The sequence below is a fragment of the Actinacidiphila rubida genome, from assembly GCF_900110255.1.
Taxonomy (GTDB): Bacteria; Actinomycetota; Actinomycetes; order Streptomycetales; family Streptomycetaceae; genus Actinacidiphila; species Actinacidiphila rubida.
Genome location: NZ_FODD01000034.1, coordinates 1 through 18,272, shown reverse-complemented (window position 1 = coordinate 18,272; position 18,272 = coordinate 1). Strand labels below are relative to the sequence as shown.

Genomic DNA, 18,272 nt, shown 5'->3' with positions numbered 1-18,272 from the left:
GCGGCGGCTCCTACGTTGCCGGTGTGACTTCCAGCGCACCGCCGGGACTGTCCCGGCTCAACGCCGCCACCGCTCCCGAGGCCACCGCCCTCCTGCACGACGTGTGCGGCAGCGCGGCCTGGGGCGCGGCGGTGGCCGCGGGCCGGCCCTACGCCCGCCTCGACGACCTGCTCGCGGCGAGCGACACCGCCATGGCCGCCCTCACCGCCGACGACCTCGGCGAGGCCATGGCCGGACACCCCCCGATCGGCCGCCCCCAGCCCGGCGACCCCACCTCGGCCCGCGAACAGCGCGGCGTGGCGGACACCGAGCGCGAGGAACTGCTGCGGCTCAACCTCGCGTACCAGGACGCCCACGGGCACGTCTTCCTCATCTGCGCCACCGGGCGCACCGGCGCGCAGATGCTCGCCGCGCTCAAGGAGCGGATCGGCAACACCCCGGACACCGAGCGCGAGATCGTCCGCACCGAACTGGGAAAGATCAACCGGATCCGGCTCACCCGGCTCGCCGCGCCCGAGGAGGACCCCGCATGACCGCCGCGCCCCAGCCCGAGGACACCGCCCGCGCGGACGCCGCGCCCGCGCACCCGCCGCACACCGCGTCCGTGTCCACCCACATCCTCGACACCAGCCGCGGCCGGCCCGCGGCGGGCGTCGCGGTCACCCTGTCGGTCCGCGCCGGGGCCGGCACCCCCTGGGCGGCGCACGGCACGTCGGCCACCGACGCCGACGGCCGCTGCAAGGACCTGCCCGCCCCGCCGGAAGACACCACGCACGCCCGGCTGGACTTCGCCGTCGAGCCGTACCTCACCCACCAAGCCGAGGCCCAGCAGGACGCCCCCCGCCCAAGGGACGGCGGCACCGCGGTGTTCTTCCCCGAAGTGGCGGTCGTCTTCGCCGTCACGCCGGGCGAGCACTACCACGTGCCGCTGCTGCTCAACCCGTTCGGCTACTCCGTATACCGAGGGAGCTAGCACCGATGACCGCCGATCCCCGCCCTGCCCGCCCGACCCTTCTCGGCCAGAACCAGTACGGCAAAGCGGAGAACCGCGTGGTGCGGGTCGTCCGCGACGGCGCGACGCACCGCATCAAGGACCTCAACGTCTCCGTCGCCCTGTCCGGCGAGATGGACGCGGTCCACTACTCCGGTTCCAACGCCAACGTGCTGCCGACCGACACCACCAAGAACACCGTGTTCGCCTTCGCCAAGGAGCACGGCATCGCGTCCGCCGAGGCGTTCGGCATCCACCTCGCCCGGCACTTCGTCACCAGCCAGGAGCAGATCCACCGGGCCCGCATCCGGATAGAGGAGTACGCCTGGCAGCGCATCGGCACCACCGGGCACTCCTTCGCCCGCGGCGGCCAGGAGACCCCCACCACCGAAGTCGCCTACGACGGCGAGCGGTTCCAGGTCGTCTCCGGCCTCAAGGACCTGGTGGTGCTCAACTCCACCGACTCCGAGTTCTGGGGCTACGCCAAGGACCCGTACACCACGCTCAGGGAAACCCACGACCGGATCCTGGCCACCGAGGTCACCGCCCGCTGGCGGTTCTCCTGGACCGGGGACCCGGCCGGCGCCGAACCGCCCGCGTGGGAGGAGTCCTACGAGCAGGTCCGCGGCCACCTCCTGGACGCCTTCGCCGGCACCTACTCGCTGTCGCTCCAGCAGACCCTGTACGCGATGGGCTCGCGCGTCATCGAGAGCCACCCGGGCATCGACGAGGTGCGGCTGTCGCTGCCCAACAAGCACCACTTCCTCGTCGACCTGGAGCCGTTCGGCCTGAAGAACGAGAACGAGGTCTACCACGCCGCCGACCGCCCCTACGGCCTCATCGAGGGCACGGTGCTGCGCGACGGCGCCGACGCCCGGATCCCGGTGACGGACTGACCCGCGACGGACGAGGACGAGAGGCACACCGCACATGACCCAGCGCATCGTCATCGACAACGCCGCCATCGCGACGGTCGACGCCCACGACACCGAACACGCCACCGGACACGTGGTGGTGGCGGGCAACGTCATCGAGTCCGTGGGCGCCGGACCCGCACCCGCCGGCCTGACCGGCGTCGTCCGCAGGATCGACGGCACCGGCCACCTGGTCACCCCCGGCCTGGTCAACACCCACCACCACTTCTACCAGTGGATCACCCGCGGGCTCGCCCAGGACAGCAACCTGTTCGACTGGCTGGTGGAGCTGTACCCGACGTGGGCGCGGATCGACGAGCCGATGGTGTACGCGGCCGCGGCCGGCTCGCTCGCCGTCATGGCCCGCGGCGGCGTGACCACCGCGATGGACCACCACTACGTCTTCCCGCGCGGTGCCGGCGACCTGCTCGGCGCGGAGATCCGCGCCGCCGGACAGCTGGGCGTCCGCTTCACGGCGGCACGCGGCTCCATGGACCGCGGCGAGTCCCAGGGCGGACTCCCGCCGGACTTCGCGGTGGAGACCACCGAGGCGGCACTGCTGGCCACCGAACAGGCCGTCGACACCTACCACGACGCCTCGTTCGGCTCGATGCTGCAGATCGCCGCGGCGCCCTGCTCGCCGTTCTCGGTCTCCACCGAACTGATGCGGGAAGCCGCGCAGTTGGCCCGGCGCAAAGGTGTGCGGCTGCACACCCACGGCAGCGAGACGGTGGAGGAGGAGAAGTTCTGCCACGAGCTGTTCGGCATGGGCCCCACCGACTACTTCGAGTCCACCGGCTGGCTCGGCGACGACGTGTGGATGGCGCACTGCGTCCACATGAACGACTCCGACATCGCGGCCTTCGCGCGCACCGGCACCGGCGTCGCGCACTGCCCGTCGTCCAACGCCCGTCTGGCCGCGGGCATCGCGCGGGTACCGGCCATGCTGGGGGCCGGTGTGCCGGTCGGCCTCGGCGTCGACGGCACCGCCTCCAACGAGTCCGGCGAACTGCACACCGAACTGCGCAACGCCCTCCTCATCAACCGCCTCGGTGGCGGCGAGAAGGCCCTCACCGCCCGCCAGGCGCTGCGCCTGGGCACCTACGGAGGCGCCCAAGTCCTGGGCCGTGCGACGGAGATCGGCTCCCTGGAGGCCGGCAAGCTCGCCGACCTCGTGCTGTGGAAGCTCGACACCATCGCCCACGCCTCCATCGCCGACCCGGTGGCCGCCCTCGTCCTCGGCGCCGCGGCCCCCGTCACCCTGTCGCTGGTCAACGGCGAACCGGTGGTGGAGCAGGACCGGTTGACCCGCGTCGACGAGGACGACCTGGCCCGGCTCACCCGCGCGGAAGCGCGGCGGCTCGCGGAGATCGCCGGAATCGCCTGATCCGGCCCGCCGGTTCGGCGGCCACCAGCGACCCGCCGGTTCGGCGGCCACCAGCGACCCGCCACTTCGGCGGCCACCAGCGACCGGCCGGGGAGGGACGGCCCCCGGCCGGTGGCCGGACCCCGCGCCTGAAACGGGGCCCGGCCCCGTCGCCCCCGGCAGCGGATCCTCGACCGGATCCCGCGGCCGGGGGCGACATGCGGTCGCGGTCCCTTCGGACGACCGCGGTCCCTTCGGACGACCGCGGTCGTGCGGGTGGTCGTGGTCTACGACGAGGGCGGCATGGACGTGAGCGTCGCGCACACGTCCTCCGTCGGCCCGGCGTGCGCGGTGACGTGCGGGAAGTGGTCGGTGCCGATACTCAGCGCGAGCACACCGCCCACCACCGAGTAGCCACGCGGCTGGTAGGGATTGGCCGCATGGATGCCCAGGCCGAGATGGCCGGCGACCAGCCACGTCTGGCTGCCGTCCGGGTGGTGGAACAGCCAGGCCGTGCCCGCCAGATCGCGGTCCACGAACGCCCCGGTCGCCTCGTCGGTGTACCGCAGCACGAGCGGCCCCGTGACCTCCTGCGCGGTGGGCGTCCCCGCGGCGTCCACGGCCAGGGTCCTGATCTGCTCGCCGTCCTCCACGACGTCGCCGCGCAGGGCGAAGTCGCAGACGTCGCCGGCGGCGTCCACGAACGGCTTGCTGCGGTACGGCTGCCAGGGTCCCGGAAGGGTGCCGGTCACCTGGGGTGCGGGGGTCGCGGCCTGGGCGGGGCCCGCGGGCGCGAGGGTCGCGGCCAGGGCAGCGGCGACGCACGCGGTGAGCGCGGCCGTCCGGTGGAGAGGTCTCATACGTGGCTCCGAGGGGTTTCGGGGTGCTGGGCTTCGCTCGCGGGGTCGTGGCCGGTCGCCGAGTGGGCCCGCGGCTGACGCGGGCGCGTGCGCGAGCGGATGTGGACCTTCCCGCGGTGATGCCGGACGGGGTCCGGTACGGTCGAGCGTGACGCGCCGGACGCAGGGCGGCCAACCTTTCGGCCCAGCCGGAAACGAGGCAGGCCGCGTCGGGCGCCGGGCCGTGCCGGAGGGCCGAGGGGAGGGGCCGTGACGACCCTGCGCTTCACCGTCGAGGACCTGCTGCGGGTGCGTTTCGCGCCCGAGCCCGCGCCGCTGATCGAGACCGGCCTCGCGCTGGCGGTGCTCCGGGCGGGCAGCCCCGACCCGTCCCTCGCGCGATGGCGCACGACCACCACGCACAGGCTGTCCGCCCGCGCCGGTTCGTCCGCCGGCCGGATGCTCGGGCTGCTGCGCCCCGACGGTCTCGGCCCGACGTTCCTCGACCCGCCGGTGGCCGACCTCGGAGAGGCGCTGGACCGGGTCGCCGCGACCGGCCGCCGGCAGGCCGCCGCCGAACTGGCGCGCCTGTGGCACGGGCACCGGCGGCCCGCCACGGGCGCGTGGACCGCCGCGGTGGAGAGCCATGACGCCTCCGCCTGGCGGGAGTTGACGAGGTCGCTCGCCGAGAGCCGGCGGGCACTGCTCGACCCCTGGTGGCAGCGGCTGCGGGAGGGCTACGCCGCCGACGTCGCCTGGCGCGGCCGCGTCCTCCAGGAGCAGGGGCTGCGCGCGATGCTCGCCGGCCTCGTACCCGGCGCCACATGGTCCGGCGCCGACCTGCTGCTGCCGGGCCGGCGCCCCGCGACGGTCCCCCTGGACGGCGGCGGGCTGACCCTGATGCCGTCCCTGCTGTGGCGCGGCGTTCCGCTGCGGGTCCGCCACCCCGACGGCTCACTGCTGCTGGTGTACAGCGCCCTGACGCCCCTGCCGATGGTCCCCGCGCCCGACGGCCCGTCCGCCGACCGCCTCGCCGCGCTCCTCGGCGCCACCCGCGCGCACGCCCTCCACGTGCTCAGCGACGCCCACACCACGACGGGCCTCGCCCACGCCCTGGGCGTCAGTCCCGCCTCGGCCTCCTCCCACGCCAAGACGCTGCGCGCGGCCGGCCTGATCGCCACCGTCCGCGACGGCAAACAGGTCCGCCACACCTGCACCCCCCTCGGCCGCCTCCTCCTCGCGGGCGCCACCGCGTGAGACGTCCCCACCCCCGCACTCCGTACCCGTGAACAACGGCCGTTACCTGTCTCGCCGACCCCCCGCCGGAACGGCGCGCGACCGGACTGCGCACGGCGTCGGCGGACCGTGGTGGCCGGGGCCGTCGGTGGCGTGCGTAGTCTGCAACCGACGTCACCGCTCAGGGAGTTGCCCCATGCCTTCCACCGCCAAGCTCGCCGCCACGCTGGTCGCTGACCCGCAGATCTCGTCGCAGCCCAGCGCTCTGGCCGTCACGGGCCTGCCGGGACACCGCATACTCGCGCAGCGCGGCGACACCGAGCTGGTGGCCTGGCGTCTGGGCGCCTCTCCCGTGCGGAAGGCGGAGGAACTGGCCCGCTTTCCCGCTCCCTGGCCGGCGCGTTACGGGACCAGTGCGGTGGCACCGGACGGACGTCTCGCCGTCTTCGCGGGAGTTCACGAGCTACGAGCCGTGGCCCCGGACGGTTCGGTGCGCTGGCAGTTGCGCCACGGCTGCTGGAACGGATCCTGTCGGGAGACGCACCTCTCGTTCGACGAGTACGCGGACGATCCGGACCATCGCTACGCGGGAGGTGGTTCCGCCGGGTTCGCGGCGGACGGGACGCTCGTGTGGGCGCATGTCCGCGGGCCGCTGCCCACAGGCAGGTTGGACATGGACACGCTGGACGAGTGGGTGGTGCTGGACGCGGGTGACGGCCGGGTCCTCGCACGGACGGACGCCCGGGCGGCGGCCGTGGGCAGCGTCCACGTGCCCCACCCCGATCCCCGGCAGATGGGGCTGAGCATCGGTGAGGGACAGGACGGCGCTCCGGCCCGCTGGGGGCGCTGGGACGGGCAGAGCCTGACCGTGTACCGCTTCGAGGACGAGGACCTGGCGCTGACCGGGCTCAGCCCGTCGGGCGACCTGTTGCTGAGCGTCACGCACGACCAGGACCGTCTGGCGGTCCACCGCACCCGTGACGGATCCGTGCTCGCGGAGGCGTTCGCCGAGTCCTCGGTCCCGCGGCACCCGAAGGCCGAGGCCGACAACGACGAGGTGTACGCGGCCTGGGACTGGGCGGGCGGCTTCCTCGACGAGACGACCGTGATCGCCGGGACGGTCGAGAGCGACGAGGAGTGGGGCGAGGGACGGCACTGGCTGATCGACGTGTCCCTGGAACGAGCGCCCGTGCAGGTGGAGTACCCCTTCACGGTCACGAGCCCACCCTTCGCGATCGGCGAGGGCAGCTGGTACACCTTCGCCGACGCCGGCAGGACGTTGCACGCGTGGACCCTGGACTGACCCTGGCGTGGGCCTACGACACAGCCTCGACATGCTTGCGGATGTGCGCGGCCCACGTTTCCGGGGAGTCGACCGGGCTGAAGTGGCCGGTGTTCTCCATGGTGTGGAGATCGTAGTCGCTGTAGTAGTCACCCAGCGCGTCGCTCCACTCCGTCGGGAAGAGTGCGTCGCTGTCCGGCCAGAGGATCGTGATGTTCTTGGAGAATCGGTCTGCCGGCGCCGGCTTCGTCTCGTTGGCGTAGAAGGTGATGGGGTTTCCTTCCGGGTACCGGAACCACATGGCGCTGGCAACGAATTCGCCGGGTGCGGAGTGGTTCTCGGTGAGGTGGTCGAGGAGCGCCTCCGGCGCAGGCGAACCAGGAGGCGACCAGCTCTCCAGATTCTCACGCAGGGCGGCCCGGACGGCCTCGGGCTTTCCGTCGATCAGGTCCTCGACCAGCCGTGTCTTGTAGAGGATGGCGTGCAGGAAGGCGTTGACGGCCTTCTCCTCAAGGATGCGACGGCCGACGCCCAACGTCGGGGGTGCGATGACCAGCGAGTGCGCCAGGTCGGGTCGCTTCATCGCGATGGTCTGGACGGTGAAGCTGCCCACGTCGTACCCGCACAGGACCGCGTTGCTGACGCCCAGTTCATCGATGAGCGCTATGACACCGTCCACCTGGCCGGTGAGCGAGTAGGCGTTGCCGATGTCCTCCCCCAGGTGCTTGTCGGACTTTCCGTAACCGCGGAGGTCAGGAGTCAGCGCGTCCACATGGTCCCCGAGGAGGGGAATCACCCGCGAGTACTCCATGTGATCCCCCGGGTTGCCGTGCACGAGCACAACGGGAGTCCCTCGGCCCGAGCGCTCGTAGTGGAGCCGGAAGCCCTGAGTGGGCTGAGAAAACGGCATCGTGCTCGCCTCTTCGCTTGACCTCTTTTTGGGTTTTTGGGTTTTTGGGCGAGTCGACCCGTCGCAGCGCCATCCGTCCCGAGTCGGTGCCGCGCCGGGGCCGGCCGCTCTCACCACGCTAGCCCGGGTGAACAGGACCCGCATGTGGCCCCGGACGGGGCAGGGACGGCTACACCCGGCGTCGCTCACCGTGCCTCTCGGAGCGACGACTTGAGCAGCGACACTGTGTAAAACCGTGAGGACTCTCCGCATGCCGCGCAGGTTGCGTGAGTTCTCGCGCGGGCTCCCCGCGCGCATGCGCGCTGTTCCGGAGGTACCTTCGACGAAGCGGGGAGAAGTATCTCTCCGGAGGGCAGACAGCGCCGGACCTGGATCGTATGTGCCAGCGCGGTTGCCGTCGGAGATTCGATGATGCCGCTCTCGAATCCGGCATGCGGTCTCCGGGCGCCCTGACAGAGGTCCGCCGACGTCGGCCCGCGCGTTTCTGCCCGTTCTCGTCGGAGGCAGCGACATGGCACTGCGACACAACATGTTCGACCACGACGGCGTGCGTACCCACTACGTGACGGCGGGCGCGACACCGGGCGAGGGCGGCAAGGACCGGACCATCGTGCTCGTCCACGGATGGCCCCAGACCTGGCGTGAGTTCCGGCTCATCATGGAGCCCCTCCAGGCCGACGGCTGGTTCGTGGTGGCCCCCGACGTGCGGGGAGCCGGCGGCTCGTCGAAGCCGGAGGGCGGCTACGACAAGCAGACGATGGCACGCGATCTCAAGGCGCTGCTCGACCATCTCGGTGTGAAGAACCCGGTCACGCTCTTCGGCCACGACCTCGGCATGCTGGTCACCTACGCGTACGCCACCCTCTTCCCCAGCGAAGTCGAGCGTCTCGTGGTCTCGGAGGCCCCGATCCCGGGCACCCAGGCGTACGAGAGCGTGCTGGCCACAACCACGTTCAGTCAGGACCCGCTGTGGCACTTCCACTTCCACGGCGCACCCGGGAACGCCGCCGAGCAGCTGATCGCCGGCAGCGAGTTCGCGTACATCCGTTCGTTCTACGTCAAGTTGAGCGCGAATCCCGATGCGATACCGATAGAGGAGGCGGAGCACTACGTAGCCGACTACACGGCTCCCGGAGCGATGCGGGCCGGTCTTGAGCTCTTCAGGGCGTTCGAGCAGGACGCACGGGACAACCAGCGGATCCTGTCGGAGCAGGGAAAGCTCAAGATGCCCGTGCTCGCGATCGGAGGGACGGCGAGCTTCTTCCTGCCCGTAGCGGAGGACATGCTCTCGGAGGTCGCGGAGAACGTCACCGTCCGACCCATCGAGTACTCGGGCCACTGGATATCCGAAGAACAGCCGGAGCAGGTCGTGCAGCAGCTGCGCGAATTCACCGGCGGTGGGGCGTAACCGGCCCGGCCCACGGGCCCCGTCACCTTTGAGCCGGCGGCGTCGGTTGGGTGTCCTGTCGATGCCGACGGCCCGGAGCGCATCAGGGAGTTGGGCTCTGCGTCGGTCGCCTCGCGCCGCCGCCGACTGCGGAGTCCGGCCGGCGGTAGGTGCAGTGGACGGTCCCCGTTATAGCCCCGGGCTGGCACGCACATGCCGTCGACCAGCCGGCCGACGCCTCGTAGACTTCCCACTTCTGGAGCGGCCGGGCATGCCCCGATCAGTGGCTGCCCCGACGTCAGTCGCAACCGCAACCGTGAATGCGTCCCGGAGGTCTTTGTGGGGGTGAGGCAACGCTTCCTTCGCCGTCGGACCGACTCGCCGAAACTGCCGTTGGCCCCGGTCGGCCCGGTCCTGCTGGGGGCGTTCGCGGTGGCCATCGCCGTAGCCGCCGGCGTGTTCTACGCCGGCTGGCACTTGCTGCACGCCCACGGCCTCCAACCGCAGCACCGCCTGTCCTCCGACACCCTGTTCGACCTGGTCAAGCTCGCCTTCGGTGTCGTCGCCGGCTCCGGCGCCCTGGTCGCCCTGGTCGTCGCCTTCCGCAAACAGATCGTGGACGAGGACGGGGCGCTACGTGAGGCCACCCGCCTGCACACCGAACGCTTCACCGCCGCCGTCTCCCAACTCGGCGACACGAGCGCCGCAGTACGGCTGGGCGGGGTGCACGCGCTGGCCGGACTCGCAGACGACGCGCCCAGCCGGGACTTGCGGCAGACCTGCATCGAGGTCCTGTGTGCCTACCTGCGCCTGCCCTACACGGCAGAAGCCGACCTTCCCGCCGGGGATCCCGCCCTGCGTCAGGACTTCCTGGCCAACCGCGAAGTCCGCCACACCGTCATCCGCCTCATCCGTGACCACCTCCGCCTCGACACCGACGCCCGCCGGTCTTGGAGTGGACACGACCTGGACTTCACCGGCGTCGTCTTCGACGGCGGGGACTTCGACGAAGCGCGGTTCGCCGGCGGTACGGTGAGCTTCGAAAGCGCGCGGTTCACTGCTGGCCTGGTCAGCTTCATCGGTGCCGAGTTCACGGGTGGCAGGGTCTCGTTCACCCTCGCGCAGTTCGCCGGTAGCCGGGTCACGTTCAGCCTCGCCCGGTTCGCGGGTGGCAAGGTCATCTTCGGCAGCACGCAGTTTGCCGAGGGCAAGGTGGACTTCAACGGCGCGGCGTTCACCGGTGGCACGGTGGCGTTCGGCGACGCAGCGTTCACCGGGGGCGCGGTCAGCTTCGACCAGGCAGAGTTCGACGGCAGCACCATCGACTTCAACGGCGCGCAGTTCGCCGGCAGCACCATCGACTTCGACGGCGCGCAGTTCATCGGTGGCACGGTCAGCTTTGGCCGCGCGGTGTTCGGCGGCGGCGCAGTCAGCTTTGACAGGGCTCTGTTCGGCGGCGGTACCGTCAGCTTTGACAGCGTCTCGGGTGCTCGGCCGGCGGGGCTGCCCTCGTCGAGTCCAGGTCCCCTGCCTTCGGGGCTTGTTCTCGCGTCCGGCTGGTAGCAACGGTTCAGGAAGCTGCTGCGGATTGCCAAGCTCCAGCGGCGCGCGGTTGTCAGGCCGTTCGAGGTCCTGGAGGGGCCACCGGTCCCGGAGCCCGCGACGCCTGGTTCGCGAAGTCGATGACCGACGAGAGGCGCAACGCCATCCTGCGCTTCCTCATCTCGTCGGTCACCATCGGCCCTGCGCGGTACAAGGGCCGTGTCTTCGACTATGAGCGGGTGGACATCGAGCCCGCCTCGCTCTGGTGCGGCCTTGTCCAATGGCCGTGTTCGACCTTCGGGGGTCCTTGGCTGCTCAGTCCTGATGCCAGGCGTACACGCGCAACGAATCGAGGTGGAGTTCGTGGGGGCCTATGCAGTCGGCGGCCCAGGTAGCCAGGCGAGATCCACAGAGGCACGCCAGGTTGGGGCCGTGGGCGGCGGTAGGGCCGCAGCACCCAGACCAGTTGTCCCCGAGTATGAAGGGTTCCAGGCGTGGCAGGACATCGTCCGGGTGTACGACGACGCTGTCACGCCAGCCGGCGGATATGGTCGCCCCGAAGCCGATTCGCAGCAGCTTGCGGCCGGTGCCCCGGGCGGGCCGACCAGGTGCGGCTCCTGCGACGAACGGGGCACCCCACGGACCGGGATCGATGGCGTAGTGGCCGCGTGAGACGGTGGAACGAGCCCGACCGGTCTCCTTGTCCCGGCCGTCATCCGCGTCGTCGACGTCCGGGACGACCGGCAATGCCACCAGTTCCTCGGTGAGCTCGGTTCCGCACTTGGCGCAGTAGAAGACGGTCACACGTCGGGTTCTACAGTGCGGCGGACCCGCCGGTCACCCCGATTGAGTTGAGGGTGGTGGGTGGGGGGACTCCAGCAAGTTCTCCCGGCACGCTCAGCGCGTCTCTACCAGGCTGCGGTGTGCGTCCCCCTATCCGGGCCCTGCCCCATCACTGCGGAAGAGCCGGGCCAACCGTTGCGCGCTTCGGTCACTGATGCGTGTGGGGAAGCGCGACGCTGCGCGCTCCACCGCCCGACGCCGTATCGCCTGAGCCGGCCGGGCCGTCATCGCGGCCCGCTTTCCTCGCGCGCGGGCCAGGGATTGTCTGTGGCTAGGGTGTGCGGCGAGCGAAAGCAGGTGGGCAGCTTTGATCGAACTGAAGCGGCGTGGTCGAGTCCGTAGGTCTCCCATGCGGCAGATCCGGCGTGGGTGGCACGCCGCCTACGTTGCGGTGGTGTTCCTGATGGCAGTGACCGAAGATGACAAAGCCATCCGCGTCATCCTCACAGCCACGGGGATCGGAGCCGCGTACTTCCTGGGACGCAAGTTCGAGAAGGAAAGGAGCGCGCCCTGACCCGTTGCGGTACAGCAGCGAAGTACAGCAACCGCACCGACTCCCAGTGATGCAGAGAAGCCGTGCCCACACCGTTGACGACGTCAACGACCGCCGTCGACCGTCGGCCCCATAGAGCCTGTCTCCTTGATGGGGCGATCCACTGATCTGCGCCCCCTTGAAGCTTGCGGCATCGTGGATGGAAGCCTGTCCACATGGATAGATTCGCGGACCGACTCAACGGCGGGTGGAAGTGGTGGGAGGCCGCGATGGAAGAAGCGCAGGAGGGGCGCTGGGTCCGTGACGCCGTCGAACGGCGAGTCATCAAGGACATCGGCGCCGCCACGAACCCTCTCCGTGACGGACGGATGGACCCGTTCACCGAGGACTCGTGGCACGTACGTATCGGGAGGATCGCGAACTGGGCCGGGGTACTGCGGCTCGCTGCCCGATCAGGTGGATGGGTGCTCCAACCCGTCGCCGGACACGTCCCGCCGAACCCTGCTGGCATGGCCGAGCTGCTGTCTGGCATCTACGCGGTTGGCGAGCAAGGAGAAATCTGGATGCGGCAGCTCCTGAAGGGTGAGCTGCCGCCAGAAGGGGAGATCGCGAAGGCTGAGGGCTTTCTCACCGGGCCGGGATCCGTCGAGGACCTTGAGCTCTTCTTCTACGACTGAATCGCCGTCGCTTCGTCGTCATCGCCGTGCCCACATGAGGATGGCGGCGAGGTGGAGTGCGACCGGTGCGGTACTTCCACGCGATGGCTTCCAAGGTCCGGCGGTGATCGGCCCACCGCCGACCACGGACCGGATCGGCCGGCATCAGCGGCTCGATCCGGTCCCACATCGCATCACTGATCAATAACCGGACGGACACATCGGATCAACGAACATTAGTCAAATCTTGTGGATAGTTCGCCCCGCCGATCCCGGAACAACGCCCGGCTCGGGATCGCTGTCAGGAGTGCAGCGGGCCATAGCTCACGAAGAAGTGCCCGGAGGCGAGGCTCATGGGGTATCCCAACTGCACGTCCGTGAGCATGCGCAAGATGAACTCAGCAACTCCGCAATCGAACTGCTGCTCGTCGTCGCCTTCCGGCTGCGTGACCACAGTCCACTCGTCAGGATCGGTCGAGCCCGTCAACCACATGAGTCCGAGCTCGTATTCTGACCAGCCCCAAGGCACGAGTTCACCGGATGCCAGGTCGGGGCCGTACCTGTTCCACGGGTTGCGGCCGGCGCCGGGGCCGCCGGGCACGGCGAGCTCGAAGTACTCGTCGAAGCTGCCCGCGCCGAACAGGTCGACGATCTCCTTGTAGTCGCTGGGTAGCCTTGTGTCGAGATCGGCCTCGATGGCGGCCCAGTCCGCACGCGGCCCTGGTATCGGTTCCCAACCGGTGACGATGCGCAGCTTCTCGGCCCAGGACGCGCCTTGCGGGAAACCGGCAGCCGCCGGGTCCTCGCGGTGGGCGATCACGGCGACAGCCCGTGGGCAGTCGGGGGACGCGACCAGGCCGCACCCCACCCAGCGGTTCCGGTAGACCCAGCCCCGCATCTCCAGCAATTCCCCAGCCCCGAACGGCTCGGCCAGCGGCAGGCCGGTGCGTTTGCTGAGCGACGGATCGACGAACCCGGCCGCTGCCAAATTCCGGTGCTGCCCCGCCCACCGGCCGAATTCCGCGACGAGTTCATGCAGGTCAGTGCCCGGCGGGGCCTCCAGGATGACGGGTGCATCCAGATTAGGGGGATTCCCGTTGATGAGGCGCCAGAAGCTGTCGACGAATGCCTTGGTTCCCACGGCCGACAGTCAACCTCATGCCACTGACATCCCAGCGACGAACGGGCCCGCCGCAAGTCGCGCCTCCGGGGGCATCGCGGCCGTCCTCCTCAGGCAACCAGAGTTCCGGTGTCCTCGACCAGGACTCCGCGTTCGAATCGGGCCCCGGCGCGCGCGAGGGCGACGAGGTGGGGTGCGTCCACGGCCCGCCACCACTGTTGGGCTTCTCCTACAGCGTCATACTCCGCAGGAGGAAGCCGTCCCGAGGGAGGGGAATCGATGCTCGGGTTCATGGACTGGTCTGTCGTCGTGATGGGTTGTGTGTTGGTCCTTCTGTCTGCCGGCCTCTTCTGGTGGCAGCGGGCGAGGGCGAAGAAACGCGCGAGTCCTGGCCAGGTCATGCGCCACTCCTCGGCGTGGCCTCCCCTCCTCATGGGCTTCGGCATGATGATCGCCAAGGTGCCGCACCTGCTGGGGGCATCCTTCACCGTTGTCGATATAGCTGACTCGGTGAGTCTCATGCTGGCGGTCACTGTTGCGCTGCTCTTCCTTCTGAACGCGCGGCGTCGGGCCGCGGCTGAGCCCTGCGATACCGAGCAAGACTGACGAGGTGAGTGCCCGTGCCACTACCACGCCAGATCGGGCGGGAAGTCACGGGGAACAGGGGCGAACGGCGGAACGTGACCAGCGCTGAGCCCCGGCAGGCCGAAGTGCAGGTCACTGGGTGCCTCGTCTCCCACCCAGTACCGTCGCGCCAGCGCTGGCCACACACATAACGCGCACCGGACGCGGCGATAGCCGCTACGTTCTGGAGGCGATCACGCGAGGCTGAGCGGCCGCGACACGTGCCGCTTCCAACAGGGGGACAGGATGAACGAGTCGGGACGCGTCGAGGCGTTCAGCGACGGGGTGTTCGCGATCGCGATCACACTTCTCGTGCTGGAGATCAAGGTCCCTGAGGGTGCGGCCGATCACCTGTGGTCAGCGATCGGCGCGATGTGGCCGTCATACGCGGCGTACGTCGTGACGTTCTTGATCATCGGCATCATGTGGGTCAACCACCACACGATCTTCCAGTACATCGCCCGGGTGGACCGAACGCTGCTGTTCCTCAACCTGATGCTGTTGATGGGTGTGGCGGCGTTGCCATGGCCGGCGTCGGTGGTCGCGGCGTATCTGCGGGAGGGCAACGCGGCGCATGTCGCCCTGGCCGTGTACAGCTTGTTCCTGGTTTTCCACGCGTTGGTCTTCGGGGCGATGTGGTGGCACCTCACGCGTACGGGTCATCTCTTCGACGACCGCGTGGACGTCGAGGCGGCCCGCGCCACCCGGGGACGGTTCGCGCTGGGCTCGATCGTGTACCCCATCACGGTGGGACTGTCGTTCGTCTCGGCCCCGTTGACGCTCGCGGTCCACGGCCTGATCGCCGTCTACTACGCGTTCAACCAGGTCCCGGTGCCGACCAAGGCGGAGGCCGCGCCCTCGGCGTCTTCTGGCAGTTAGTGCTGTGACCGCAAAGGTTCGCCGGGTTGCCTGGCACGATCTCCCCATGCTTGCTGAGAAGCCCGACGCGCTTGCGCAGATGATGGCAGAGCACATGGCCAGGCCGTTCCCGCCCGGCTTCCGCGGCCTGGACATCGAGGGCCGGGACATGGTGATGCTCGACTCGGACGCCTACGCCTACGCCGCCTGCGTCCACGAGGACCTGCTCAGCGAACAGGCCCACGCACGCCTGACGCGGCTGACGTCGGCGTTCGGGAAGGTACTTCCGGCGATCGACGACGAGTACGCGGCCAAGTACTACACGCATCTGCACAACATGGTCGTGCTGTCTGCCGAGATCGAGAGCCAGCGCAAGAAGCAGTCCCCGCCCGGAGGCCAGCAAACCAGGTGAACCTTTGCGGTCACCGCACTAGCCTCGGGCTTTCACGAGCGGCGCCGTCTGCCACTTGATCAGACATGCGAGAAGCGTTCCTGACCTGCAACGATAGGACCTCTCTAGGGTCTTGTCGGTTGCTGTCGAAAGAGCACCTCCCAGGTGAAGCCACTGGCCTGTATCCGCATGTCCGCGTCCAGGGCGACGGCCGTGGGGCCGTCGTTCGGGGGGCGGGTGGGGTGCTGCTGGTCGAGACGGTCCGCAAGACCGACCGGCATCAGGCGGTAATGATCACTGGCTGTCTGTGCGTATTACTTGGGGAGATCTTGTGAGTCTGAGTCCGCGCGAGGTGTTTCTCCGGCTTGTTCATGGGGTCGCCGACGGAAACGTGAACGAGTTGCCCGACCTGTACGGCGAGGTCACCGATGTCCGGCACCCGATGGCGACGCCGGAGTCCGAGCCGCTGACGAGTCGGCGTGCGCTCCAGGAGCACTTCACGGTGCCGCCGGAAGTTCGGGAGTCCTTGCCGAAGAGGCGCGTCGTCGATGTCGTCGTTCACGAGACCGCCGATCCTGAGGTGATCGTCGCTGAGTTCGCCTATGAATTCACGTTGCCGGACGACTCCATGGCCAAGGTGCCCTGCGTCTTCGTCATGCGTGTCCGGGACGGTCAGATCATCGAGTCCCGCGACTACATCGACCCGATCCGTAGGTACACGGCGCGCGGGGACCTTGACCTCCTCATCGCGTCGTTGCGCAAGGATGTTTCCTAAACCCGCGCTTTCGCGAGGTGGGTTGTCCGAGACTTGATCATAAAAGCGGGAAGTGCCCCTGACCTGCAACGATAGGGCTTGTCGAGAGTCCTGTTGGTTGCGAGGAAAGAAGCACTCCCCAGGTGAACAAGCGTATCGGGTTGTATCCACGTGTCCGTGTCGAGGGCGGCGGTCGTGGCGCGGTCTCGCAGGCCGGGGCTGTGCTGCTGGTGGAGACGGTCCGCAAGAGCGGTCTGGATACGGCGGTATCAGCAGCCCTGGCGCCGTGGCGCAAGGCGCGGGCGGTGCACGATCCGGGCAAAATGCTGCTGGACGTGGCGCTGGCGGTGGCGTTGGGCGGAGACTGCCTGGCCGACATCGAGGTGCTCAGGGCCGAACCAGCGGTGTTCGGGCCGGTGGCCTCCGACCCGACCGTCTCACGCCTGGTCGACACGCTCGCCGGCAGCGGGAAGCGTGCGCTGACCGCGATCCGCCGGGCCCGCGCCCAAGTCCGCGAACACCTGTGGGCCCTGGCCGGGGACGCAGCCCCCGACCAGAGCGGGCAGGTGACCCTGGACCTGGACGGAGTCCTGGTGATCTCGCACTCGGACAAGCAGGACGCCGCAGCGACCTGGAAGCGGACGTTTGGCCACCACCCCCTCATGGGATTCGTCGACCACGGGCCGGGCGGCGCCGGTGAGCCGGTGGCGGGCCTGCTGCGAGCGGGGAATGCGGGCAGCAACACCGCCGCCGACCACATCACCGCCACCCGACTGGCCCTGGCCCAGCTCCCGAAGAAGTACCGGCGCGGGCGCCGCACCCTGGTCCGCACCGACTCCGGCGGCGGAACCCACGAGTTCGTCAACTGGCTCACCGCTCGGGGACGATGGCTGTCGTACTCGGTCGGCATGACCATCACCGACGCCATTCACCACGCTGTGCTCCACGTCCCGGCATCGGCCTGGACACCCACCGTCGAGCCTGGCGGCGAGGTCCGCGACAGCGCCTGGGTCGCCGAACTCGCCGGGGACTGCCTGACCGGCTGGCCGAAGGGGATGCGGCTGATCGTCCGCAAGGAACGACCGCACCCCGGCGCCCAGCTCCGCTTCGCCAACGCCGACGGCATGCGCCTGACCTGCTTCGCCACCAACACCCCCGGTGAGGCGATCGCCGCCCTCGAACTGCGGCACCGCCAGCGCGCCCGCTGCGAGGACCGCATCCGAAACCCGCGCGATACCGGCCTGCGCAACCTCCCGTTCCACGGCTTCGCCCAGAACCAGATCTGGCTGGAGATCGTCCAGCTCGCCCTGGACCTGCTGGCCTGGATGCCGATGCTCGCCCTCACCGGCTCCAGCAGGCTGTGGGAACCCAAACGCCTGCGGCTGCGGCTGTTCTCAGCCGCAGCCCAGCTCGTCACCACCAGCCGCCGCCGCTACCTCCGCCTCGCCAGGCACTGGCCCTGGACCGAGCTGATCACCGCAGCCCAACAACGGCTCGCGGCCCTGCCGAACCCTGGGTGACCAGCAACTCCCCGTCCCTACGAGCAGCGCCACCCCGACCGGAGCCGTGGAACCCGGAGCCCACCCGACGCGACAGTCGGGCTACAGACCTGCCTGTGATCAGCCTGAACGACCGAAACAGCCCCCACAGAATCCCACGGACCGTCACGAAAGATCGAGGCTAGACGGCGGGCGGGCCCTGGGCCGGCTCAGGAAGCAGTGGAAGGCCACCTCAAGGACCGCTGTGTCGGCGACGGCTGAAAAGTGGACCAGTGGCGGCGCTTGAAAGTTGACCCCCTTCAAGGGTCTGGCTCGTTGAGTCAGGCCGGGAGGATGGGTGATCAGCGTGGAGGACTGGGCGGAGATCCGCCGGCTTCATCGCGCCGAGCAGATGCCGGTGCGGGCGATCGCGAGGAAGCTGGCCATCGCGAGAAACACTGTCCGCAGGGCGATCGCGGACGATGCGCCGCCGAAGTATCAGCGGGCGCCGAAGGGTTCGATCGTAGATGTGGTCGAGCCGCAGATCCGTGAACTGCTTGAGCAGTGGCCTGAGATGCCGGCAACGGT

General features: G+C 69.6%; 20 protein-coding genes and 1 pseudogene. 16 read left to right on the top strand and 5 right to left on the bottom strand.

All coding sequences use genetic code 11. The annotated features are described in order from the left end of the window. The first annotated feature begins 23 nt into the window (after positions 1-23). From uraD to BMW99_RS28805, 4 genes are read left to right on the top strand one after another with little or no spacing between them, the layout of a single operon-like run. A complete protein-coding gene (gene uraD / locus BMW99_RS28820) occupies positions 24-533 on the top strand; it encodes a 2-oxo-4-hydroxy-4-carboxy-5-ureidoimidazoline decarboxylase (RefSeq protein ID WP_069467291.1) in 510 nt (169 codons plus the stop codon). Beyond that, complete coding sequence (gene uraH, locus BMW99_RS28815; protein WP_079139059.1) at positions 530-973, top strand: hydroxyisourate hydrolase; 444 nt, start codon at positions 530-532, stop codon at positions 971-973. The genes uraD and uraH overlap by 4 nt, the downstream gene beginning before the upstream one ends. Positions 974-978: 5 nt before the next feature. Next, positions 979-1,887 carry a factor-independent urate hydroxylase gene (pucL, locus tag BMW99_RS28810; RefSeq protein WP_069467287.1) on the top strand — a complete coding sequence of 303 codons (909 nt, stop codon included), beginning with the start codon at positions 979-981 and terminating at the stop codon, positions 1,885-1,887. A 34-nt stretch (positions 1,888-1,921) separates the two neighbouring features. After that, positions 1,922-3,292: an 8-oxoguanine deaminase gene (locus tag BMW99_RS28805; RefSeq protein WP_069467286.1), complete on the top strand. Its 1,371-nt coding sequence runs from the start codon at positions 1,922-1,924 to the stop codon at positions 3,290-3,292. Positions 3,293-3,558: 266 nt separating this feature from the next. Here the strand turns inward: BMW99_RS28805 and BMW99_RS28800 are convergent, their stop codons facing one another. Beyond that, complete coding sequence (locus BMW99_RS28800; RefSeq protein ID WP_075017839.1) at positions 3,559-4,131, bottom strand: hypothetical protein; 573 nt, start codon at positions 4,129-4,131, stop codon at positions 3,559-3,561. Positions 4,132-4,380: 249 nt separating this feature from the next. On the opposite strand from BMW99_RS28800, the gene BMW99_RS28795 reads away from it, so the two are divergent. Next, positions 4,381-5,367, top strand: coding sequence for an ArsR/SmtB family transcription factor (locus tag BMW99_RS28795; RefSeq protein WP_075017838.1), 987 nt, complete (start codon positions 4,381-4,383; stop codon positions 5,365-5,367). Between the two features lie 175 nt (positions 5,368-5,542). After that, entirely contained in the window at positions 5,543-6,649 is a 1,107-nt protein-coding gene (locus BMW99_RS28790) for a hypothetical protein (RefSeq protein ID WP_075017837.1), read from the top strand. Between the two features lie 13 nt (positions 6,650-6,662). On the opposite strand, the gene BMW99_RS41510 is transcribed toward BMW99_RS28790, so the two are convergent. Further along, a complete protein-coding gene (locus BMW99_RS41510; RefSeq protein WP_069462067.1) occupies positions 6,663-7,538 on the bottom strand; it encodes an alpha/beta fold hydrolase in 876 nt (291 codons plus the stop codon). Between the two features lie 511 nt (positions 7,539-8,049). Between BMW99_RS41510 and BMW99_RS28780 the strand changes: the two genes are divergently transcribed. Both BMW99_RS28780 and BMW99_RS28775 read left to right on the top strand, forming a co-directional pair. Further along, positions 8,050-8,946: an alpha/beta fold hydrolase gene (locus BMW99_RS28780; RefSeq protein ID WP_069462068.1), complete on the top strand. Its 897-nt coding sequence runs from the start codon at positions 8,050-8,052 to the stop codon at positions 8,944-8,946. A gap of 192 nt (positions 8,947-9,138) precedes the next feature. After that, positions 9,139-10,488, top strand: a complete 1,350-nt coding sequence (locus BMW99_RS28775) for a pentapeptide repeat-containing protein (protein ID WP_079138188.1) — start codon at positions 9,139-9,141, stop codon at positions 10,486-10,488. Between the two features lie 294 nt (positions 10,489-10,782). Here the strand turns inward: BMW99_RS28775 and BMW99_RS28770 are convergent, their stop codons facing one another. Next, entirely contained in the window at positions 10,783-11,271 is a 489-nt protein-coding gene (locus BMW99_RS28770) for a hypothetical protein (protein WP_075017836.1), read from the bottom strand. A 346-nt stretch (positions 11,272-11,617) separates the two neighbouring features. Between BMW99_RS28770 and BMW99_RS40885 the strand changes: the two genes are divergently transcribed. Continuing rightward, a complete protein-coding gene (locus BMW99_RS40885) occupies positions 11,618-11,824 on the top strand; it encodes a hypothetical protein (protein ID WP_141726005.1) in 207 nt (68 codons plus the stop codon). A gap of 248 nt (positions 11,825-12,072) precedes the next feature. After that, positions 12,073-12,480 (top strand): hypothetical protein, encoded by a 408-nt coding sequence (locus BMW99_RS28765; protein ID WP_245791671.1) that lies wholly within the window; start codon positions 12,073-12,075, stop codon positions 12,478-12,480. On the opposite strand, the pseudogene BMW99_RS42315 reads toward BMW99_RS28765, so the two are convergent. Together BMW99_RS42315 and BMW99_RS28755 are read right to left on the bottom strand one after the other, a co-directional pair. Continuing rightward, positions 12,473-12,679, bottom strand: a pseudogene (locus tag BMW99_RS42315) (transposase); the annotation flags it as partial. The gene BMW99_RS28765 and the pseudogene BMW99_RS42315 overlap by 8 nt on opposite strands. An 81-nt stretch (positions 12,680-12,760) precedes the next feature. Next, entirely contained in the window at positions 12,761-13,600 is an 840-nt protein-coding gene (locus BMW99_RS28755) for a hypothetical protein (RefSeq protein WP_069462210.1), read from the bottom strand. Between the two features lie 270 nt (positions 13,601-13,870). On the opposite strand from BMW99_RS28755, the gene BMW99_RS28745 reads away from it, so the two are divergent. The 6 genes from BMW99_RS28745 to BMW99_RS28720 form a co-directional block, all read left to right on the top strand. After that, entirely contained in the window at positions 13,871-14,185 is a 315-nt protein-coding gene (locus tag BMW99_RS28745; protein ID WP_075017834.1) for a hypothetical protein, read from the top strand. Between the two features lie 264 nt (positions 14,186-14,449). Further along, complete coding sequence (locus tag BMW99_RS28740) at positions 14,450-15,082, top strand: TMEM175 family protein (protein WP_069462212.1); 633 nt, start codon at positions 14,450-14,452, stop codon at positions 15,080-15,082. 46 nt (positions 15,083-15,128) lie between these two features. Continuing rightward, positions 15,129-15,473 (top strand): hypothetical protein, encoded by a 345-nt coding sequence (locus BMW99_RS28735; protein WP_069462213.1) that lies wholly within the window; start codon positions 15,129-15,131, stop codon positions 15,471-15,473. 370 nt (positions 15,474-15,843) lie between these two features. Further along, entirely contained in the window at positions 15,844-16,227 is a 384-nt protein-coding gene (locus tag BMW99_RS28730) for a nuclear transport factor 2 family protein (RefSeq protein WP_245791668.1), read from the top strand. 122 nt (positions 16,228-16,349) lie between these two features. Further along, complete coding sequence (locus BMW99_RS28725; RefSeq protein WP_069462214.1) at positions 16,350-17,726, top strand: IS1380 family transposase; 1,377 nt, start codon at positions 16,350-16,352, stop codon at positions 17,724-17,726. 316 nt (positions 17,727-18,042) lie between these two features. Continuing rightward, positions 18,043-18,272: helix-turn-helix domain-containing protein (locus BMW99_RS28720; RefSeq protein ID WP_218159322.1), on the top strand; the 230-nt coding region annotated here is incomplete at its 3' end.

Excerpts from the sequence above, each read along its gene's own strand:
- uraH (WP_079139059.1), top strand. The coding sequence starts at position 530 with ATGACCGCCGCGCCCCAGCCCGAGGACACCGCCCGCGCGGACGCCGCG.
- pucL (WP_069467287.1), top strand. The coding sequence starts at position 979 with ATGACCGCCGATCCCCGCCCTGCCCGCCCGACCCTTCTCGGCCAGAAC.
- BMW99_RS28805 (WP_069467286.1), top strand. The coding sequence starts at position 1,922 with ATGACCCAGCGCATCGTCATCGACAACGCCGCCATCGCGACGGTCGAC.
- BMW99_RS28800 (WP_075017839.1), bottom strand. The coding sequence starts at position 4,131 with ATGAGACCTCTCCACCGGACGGCCGCGCTCACCGCGTGCGTCGCCGCT.
- BMW99_RS28790 (WP_075017837.1), top strand. The coding sequence starts at position 5,543 with ATGCCTTCCACCGCCAAGCTCGCCGCCACGCTGGTCGCTGACCCGCAG.
- BMW99_RS41510 (WP_069462067.1), bottom strand. The coding sequence starts at position 7,538 with ATGCCGTTTTCTCAGCCCACTCAGGGCTTCCGGCTCCACTACGAGCGC.
- BMW99_RS28780 (WP_069462068.1), top strand. The coding sequence starts at position 8,050 with ATGGCACTGCGACACAACATGTTCGACCACGACGGCGTGCGTACCCAC.
- BMW99_RS28775 (WP_079138188.1), top strand. The coding sequence starts at position 9,139 with ATGCCGTCGACCAGCCGGCCGACGCCTCGTAGACTTCCCACTTCTGGA.
- BMW99_RS28765 (WP_245791671.1), top strand. The coding sequence starts at position 12,073 with ATGGAAGAAGCGCAGGAGGGGCGCTGGGTCCGTGACGCCGTCGAACGG.
- BMW99_RS28745 (WP_075017834.1), top strand. The coding sequence starts at position 13,871 with ATGGACTGGTCTGTCGTCGTGATGGGTTGTGTGTTGGTCCTTCTGTCT.
- BMW99_RS28740 (WP_069462212.1), top strand. The coding sequence starts at position 14,450 with ATGAACGAGTCGGGACGCGTCGAGGCGTTCAGCGACGGGGTGTTCGCG.
- BMW99_RS28735 (WP_069462213.1), top strand. The coding sequence starts at position 15,129 with ATGCTTGCTGAGAAGCCCGACGCGCTTGCGCAGATGATGGCAGAGCAC.